This is a genomic window from Moorena sp. SIO2C4 (assembly GCF_010672485.1).
Lineage (GTDB): Bacteria > Cyanobacteriota > Cyanobacteriia > Cyanobacteriales > Coleofasciculaceae > Moorena > Moorena producens.
Genome location: NZ_JAAHGN010000468.1, coordinates 1 through 5,638, shown reverse-complemented (window position 1 = coordinate 5,638; position 5,638 = coordinate 1). Strand labels below are relative to the sequence as shown.

Here is a 5,638-nt window from a genome sequence, read left to right as displayed (position 1 = left end):
CGGCTGAACGCGCACGCGTGCGCGTAGCGCATATGCTTACCTACTAGGTAATAGATAACTGACCCGACTATACTTGAGTTTATTTCTTTGTGCAAACCTCCTCATTTTTCAATAGTTTAAACTAAGTTACCCTGCACCAAACTCCCGTGGGTAATCACAATCTCCTCTCTACCTGAACCATCCCCTGGTATGACAACCATCCGACTATCACCATCACTGAGGCAAAGCCAAACAAAAACCAGAAATGGGACTCGATTTCCACCAAACCCTTGCCATCAGCCCATACTCCCAGCAAGGCTTCGTTCATATGATAAATTGGGTTAAACTTAGCGATTTCCAGTAACTGTTCCGGAAACAAAGCAGTTGGTAAAAACGCACCCCCCAAAATTAATAGAGGTACACCGAAGGTTCCCACTAAGGCATTAACGTCCTCAGTCCGCCGCGCTAATTGAGTTCCCAGAAAAAATCCCACTCCCACATAAGCAATAATACTCAGGACAATAATCAATACCCCTAACAACACCGAACCTTGAAACCTTGCCCCCAAAAATGCTGCTATGGTATAAACCACTAAGGCTTGACCTGTACCAATGCAGCTGTGAGCCAAAAAAATTCCTAAGAAATAGGATATGCCGCCTAATGGAGAGAGAAATAAACGCTTGAGCATTTGCTGTTCTCGTTCTGAGACTACCGTTGCGACGCTACCCCCTAAGCAGCTAAAAAACAAAGCAGCACCGACAATAGTAGTTGGGGCAGCACGTTCAAATGCTTCAGCGGTTGATAGCTGAGCCTGTTCTGCCATAATTAAACCGTTGAGAAATAGCACAGTAATTGGAAAAATACTCCAAAATAATAGGCTACGCTGCCTTCGCCATAGTTCAATCAAGATTCGCTGTGCTACAGCCCAGGTTTCCCGCCAATATTTTATAATTATCCTGTGTATCATTTTTCATGTGGTAATTGTTACTTTAAACTTTAAACTTTAAACTTTAAACTTTAAACTTTAAACTTGAACCCTAGATTTTATCTTTAAATTACCGATCGCCTATCGATTACAAACAGCGTATCAAGGTCTCTGAGATAATAAAGGGCAAAGCAAGCTGCTAACATTGGCCAGGCTGCAAAAAATAGCAAGTTCGGATCATTAAAGGGGCTTATATATTGGTTATAGGATGAGAGAGTTGATCCCCCATGAAATACTAATACGCTACCATAAGTAAATCGTTTTTTCCACCCTATTAAAAAACTGATGATGATGACTAGCTGGATAGCGCCAATAATAATAAAAATGCTGTTACCGAGTCCACTAATAAAGTAAAAGTTTTCATAGACCGCAGCGGGAGCATCCCAATTTGGCACGTTAGCTCTTGTTAGGGGGCTGAAACCCTTGAAATATAGTTGCTTTGGGTAATATTGTTTCCAAAATGAGATGCTCCCACCGCAGCTGCATGTTCAGGACGCACGAATTTATCGATTGTCCACATCAGCATTACTATAAAAACACTGAGGCGCAGTAGAAACAAAACTAGGGGAATTCGATTAGATGCTCTCATGGTAGTTTCAGAAGTAATAGATCGGAGGTAATAGATTCCATAAAAGAATGATAGATCAGATTATATCTGGTAGCGTTGTTATGTTATACCTAGGCTTGACAATAGCTATGGTAAGCATTCAGTTATCAGCCGTCAGTCGTCCCTACTATGAATCCATGACTTCCGTGACAGAGTATAGTTCCTAAAAGAGGTTGAAGGTTGAAGGTTAAACAGGTTGAAGGTTAAACAGGTTGAAGGTTAAACAGGTTGAACGCGATCGCGTGGCCAAAAGCCAAGGTTAAACAGGTTGAAGGTTAAACAGGTTGAACGCGATCGCGTGGCCAAAAGCCAAGGTTAAACAGGTTGAAGGTTAAACAGGTTGAAGGTTAAACAGGTTGAAGGTTAAACAGGTTGAAGGTTAAACAGGTTGAAGGTTAAACAGGTTGAAGGTTAAACAGGTTGAAGGTTGAAGGTTAAACAGGTTGAACGCGATCGCGTGGCCGAAAGGCCAAGGTTTAATAACCACCTAACCGATAACCTGTAACCGATAACCGATAACCTGTAACCGATAACCGATAACCTGTAACCGATAACCGATAACCTGTAACCGATAACCGATAACCTGTAACCGATAACCGGTAAAATATAACCAGATTGCGATCGCATTTCCTAAAATTCTGCTAATATCATTCATTGAAGGTAAATTAACCAGCACCCTTAATCATAAGGATTGGTCAACAGCTCAAATCCTTGATCGTATCACCATTACCGATTCAAATCTCTCGGAAACCGCAAAGCACCTAAAGTAGCCTGGCCTTTTGGCCATCCCTGCTACTTGATCCGATTAGCTAACAGCTACCGCTAGCATCTACTAAAACCATCCTGATACCAGGGAATTTCTACCGTAAGTACTACCGTATGTCATTTAACTGTGACATGCTCCCTCTTAAGAGGAAAATCAACAGGAAAAAACTACCCTCTTAATGGCCTAGTCATACCCAAATTCCCTAATGACCTGCCAGTATGATCTGCTGTCTTAATCCTGATTGCCAGAATCCCATTAATCCGGATGATAACCAGTTTTGCCAAAGCTGTGGTAACAAACTAGTACTCCTGAAAAACCGCTATCGTCCGATTCGACCCATCGGAGATGGGGGATTTGCCAAAACTTATTTGGCAGAAGATAGGGACAAATTGGATGAACAGTGTGTGATTAAGCAGCTAGCCCCCCAACTTGAGGGAACAAAGGCACTCAAGAAGGCACGAGCATTATTTGACCAAGAGGCAAAACAATTGCAAAGGCTGGGACAACATCCCCAAATCCCTACTTTGCTAGCTTACTTTGAAGAAGATCAGCGCTTATATTTGCTCCAAGAGTATATCGAGGGGAAAACCTTAGAGCAAGAGTTGGCAGAAGCAGGACCGTTCAATGAAGACAAGATTAAGGATGTTTTATTTGAACTGCTAACTATTCTCAAGTTTGTGCATCAACAGAAGGTGATTCACCGAGACATTAAACCAGGTAATATCATTCGCCGTCCTGCTGCGGCTCAAGGATCTGAAAAAAAGAGTCAGCTAGTACTAATCGATTTTGGGATAGCCAAGCAATTGAGGGCTACGGTAATGGCTAATATCACTGGCACCACTATCGGTTCGTTTGGCTATGTGCCTATGGAACAAATGGAGGGAGGTAAAGCCTATGCTGCTAGTGATTTATACAGTTTGGGCACGACGTGCTTTCATTTGCTGACCAATGTTCATCCTTGGGATTTGTGGAAGAAACAAGGCTATCGCTGGGTAAATAGTTGGCGAAAGCATTTAAAGCAACCGGTGAGTGAAAAATTGTGGTGGATAATGGATCGGCTGCTCCCAGAAAGCTATCAGCACCGTTATCAGTCTGTAGACCAAGTTTTGGAGGTGTTGGAGCTTCAGTCTGCGCCCTCTGCTAATCCCTCTCAATCAACGTCTAATTATCACGAGTCTTTTCGGAATTTTTTAACGTCATTCAGACAAAATGACCAGTTAAAAAAACAAGTGATGATGGGAGGATTTTATTTATTATCTCTAGGATTAATTACTCAAGGATATGGATATTTTCGGTATCAAACCTTTCCCTCTAATCTAAGTTTTTTGATTGCTGGATTACCCAGCAGTACCTACCTCAAAACTACTCTGAGTGGACACTCTAACTCAGTGCGTTCTATTGCAGTTAGTCCTGATAGTCAATATTTGGTCAGTGGTAGTAATGATCATACTATAAAAATTTGGGATTTGCCGAAAGGTGAGTTAGTCAGAACCCTTAATGGCCATGATGGTAATGTTTATTCCGTCGCTATTACTCCTGATGGAGAAACTATTGTTAGTGGTGGAGATGACAACACTGTAAAGATTTGGAATTTGAAAACGGGTCAGCTAAAAAAGAATCTCACTGGTCATCAGGGTTTTATTAGTTCTGTTGCGATTAGTTCTGATGGACAAACGTTAGTAAGTGGAAGTTATGACCAAACTATCAAAGTTTGGAATTTACCGACGGGTAAGCTGAAACAAACCTTAACGGGGGAAACGAATTGGGTTAGTTCGGTGGTGATTAGTCCTGATGGCAAAACATTAGTTAGTGGTAATGGGGGCAATACGATCAGAATTTGGGATTTGGATACAGGTAATCTAAAAAAGACCCTCACCGGTCATAGAGATTCCGTTGTTTCTATAATCATTAGTCCTGATGGTAAAACATTATTTAGTAGTAGTCTAGACCGTAATATTAAGATTTGGGATTTAACAATTGGTGAATTAAAAAATACCTTGACTGGACATATATACTATGTTCATTCTCTGGCGATTAGCCCAGATGGTAAAACCTTGGTTAGTGGTAGTGCTAATAATACCATTAAGGTTTGGAATTTAGAAACGGGTGAGTTGAAAAATACCCTCACTGGTCATACAAACTGGGTGAGTTCTCTGGCGATTAGTCCCGATGGAAAAACCTTAGTCAGTGGGAGTAGAGATGATAGTATTAAACTTTGGAAGTTGCCTTAATTTATGACAGTAAGCTGGTGTTAATTTAAAATTTTAGGTTATGAGAGCAAGGGAACAGGGAGCAGGGAGCAGGGAGCAGGGGTAAAGAGTTTTATTTTTTTGATAACTAAATAATATCTAATTGAAATGCACAACAGCTTAAAGGATAAAGTGTAAAGTCTAAGCTGTAAACTGTAAAGTGTAAACCGTTAATAAAATTTAAATGCATACCTGGCACTGGCACACTTGGAACAATTTGCCCTATTTAACGAGTAGCCTATTGAAGCAATGGAATCACGGCTTCTTTTCCTCAGCATTTTCTCCCCGTTCTCCTGAAGAAATGGTCGATGTACTCCAGCCTGATGCCCAGGTGTATCGAGTTAAACAGGTCCACGGCAATACAGTACTGACTCCTGGGGAAATTGAAAGTACCCAAAACGGTGAGCCAGACTCCGATAAACCACCGGCTGATGGTATTATAAGTGAGGAAGCTAACCAAGGTGTTTGGGTTTGTACGGCAGATTGTACGCCCTTACTGATTGGGGATATCGAAACGGGACAGGTAGCAGCAATTCATGCGGGCTGGCGGGGTACTGCTCAACGGATTGTTCCTAATGCGATCGCAAGATTGCTAAACAATGGTAGCCGTAAAGAAAATTTACGCATTGCTCTCGGTCCAGCAATTACAGGGGAATGCTATCAGGTATCAGAAACGGTGGCGGCTGAAGTGGGAGCTAGTATTGTATCTACTGATCAAGGGAATACCACTGAATCAATTATGGGGGTTTTGCAGCAGCTAGACGACTCCCCGATATTAGATGACCCGAAACCCGGACGAGTACGCTTGGATGTGCGGCGAGTGAATGTCTTACAGTTGGAACAATTGGGCATTGATTCAGAACAAATTGCGATCGCACCCCACTGCACTTACTCTGAACCAGAGCGTTTCTTTTCCTATCGGCGTAATCAACTTAAGAAAGTTCAGTGGTCTGGTATTATTAGCTATTGAAGCGTAAGCTATCAGCGTGTCGCGTATCAGCTATCAGCTAATGCACTACAGGTTGTGCTACTTGATGTGCTTATGGGCTATA

At 41.9% G+C, this 5,638-nt stretch carries 7 protein-coding genes; 3 read left to right on the top strand and 4 right to left on the bottom strand.

The window, feature by feature from the left end:
* Window positions 1-154: 154 nt before the first annotated feature.
* The 3 genes from F6K20_RS22165 to F6K20_RS22155 all read right to left on the bottom strand — a co-directional run bounded on the left by F6K20_RS22165 (window position 155) and on the right by F6K20_RS22155 (window position 1,553).
* Complete coding sequence (locus F6K20_RS22165; RefSeq protein WP_287250279.1) at window positions 155-928, bottom strand: ABC transporter permease; 774 nt, start codon at window positions 926-928, stop codon at window positions 155-157.
* A 101-nt stretch (window positions 929-1,029) separates the two neighbouring features.
* On the bottom strand, window positions 1,030-1,359 hold the full coding sequence (locus tag F6K20_RS22160) for a hypothetical protein (protein ID WP_287265208.1): 330 nt from the start codon (window positions 1,357-1,359) through the stop codon (window positions 1,030-1,032).
* 11 nt (window positions 1,360-1,370) lie between these two features.
* Window positions 1,371-1,553, bottom strand: a complete 183-nt coding sequence (locus F6K20_RS22155) for a hypothetical protein (RefSeq protein WP_287265207.1) — start codon at window positions 1,551-1,553, stop codon at window positions 1,371-1,373.
* A gap of 47 nt (window positions 1,554-1,600) precedes the next feature.
* Here F6K20_RS22155 and F6K20_RS22150 point away from each other — a divergent pair, with 47 nt between their 5' ends.
* Window positions 1,601-1,738: a hypothetical protein gene (locus F6K20_RS22150; RefSeq protein ID WP_287250262.1), complete on the top strand. Its 138-nt coding sequence runs from the start codon at window positions 1,601-1,603 to the stop codon at window positions 1,736-1,738.
* Between the two features lie 320 nt (window positions 1,739-2,058).
* Here the strand turns inward: F6K20_RS22150 and F6K20_RS22145 are convergent, their stop codons facing one another.
* The gene (locus F6K20_RS22145) at window positions 2,059-2,226 is read right to left on the bottom strand and encodes a hypothetical protein (RefSeq protein ID WP_008180164.1); all 168 of its coding nucleotides are present in this window, start codon (window positions 2,224-2,226) and stop codon (window positions 2,059-2,061) included.
* 329 nt (window positions 2,227-2,555) lie between these two features.
* Here F6K20_RS22145 and F6K20_RS22140 point away from each other — a divergent pair, with 329 nt between their 5' ends.
* Window positions 2,556-4,568, top strand: coding sequence for a protein kinase domain-containing protein (locus F6K20_RS22140; RefSeq protein ID WP_287296038.1), 2,013 nt, complete (start codon window positions 2,556-2,558; stop codon window positions 4,566-4,568).
* A gap of 202 nt (window positions 4,569-4,770) precedes the next feature.
* Window positions 4,771-5,556: a peptidoglycan editing factor PgeF gene (pgeF, locus tag F6K20_RS22135; protein WP_287296036.1), complete on the top strand. Its 786-nt coding sequence runs from the start codon at window positions 4,771-4,773 to the stop codon at window positions 5,554-5,556.
* Window positions 5,557-5,638: the final 82 nt, after the last annotated feature.